This is a genomic window from Staphylococcus pasteuri (assembly GCF_030547725.1).
Taxonomy (GTDB): domain Bacteria; phylum Bacillota; class Bacilli; order Staphylococcales; family Staphylococcaceae; genus Staphylococcus; species Staphylococcus pasteuri.
The window spans coordinates 1-253 of the sequence record NZ_JAUOQO010000609.1 but is presented as its reverse complement, the minus strand read 5'-3'; the positions used below and the strand labels follow the sequence as shown (position 1 = coordinate 253).

The following is a 253-nucleotide window of genomic DNA, read 5'->3' as shown; positions in this document are numbered from 1 at the left end:
GACAAGCCCATTAATACGCAAATCTCACCCTTTTTAATATCAAGGCTAACATCGTGAACACCTACCACGTCGCCAGTGGCATCAATAATCTCTTGGCGGCTAGCGCCTTGATCTAGCAAAGCTAAAGATTTGGCGGTTTGAAAACCAAACAGCACATCTAAGTTTTTAATACTAATTGCACTCATGCCTATCCCTCTTTGTTCTGGCTAGCGGGGCTTTTACATAAGCGGTCTAAAATAATCGCCACCAATAC

General features: G+C 43.1%; 1 pseudogene. It reads right to left on the bottom strand.

Annotation, left to right across the window (positions count from 1 at the left end):
- A pseudogene (locus Q4528_RS14905) lies at positions 1–185 on the bottom strand (glycine betaine/L-proline ABC transporter ATP-binding protein); the annotation flags it as partial.
- Positions 186–253 lie beyond the last annotated feature (68 nt).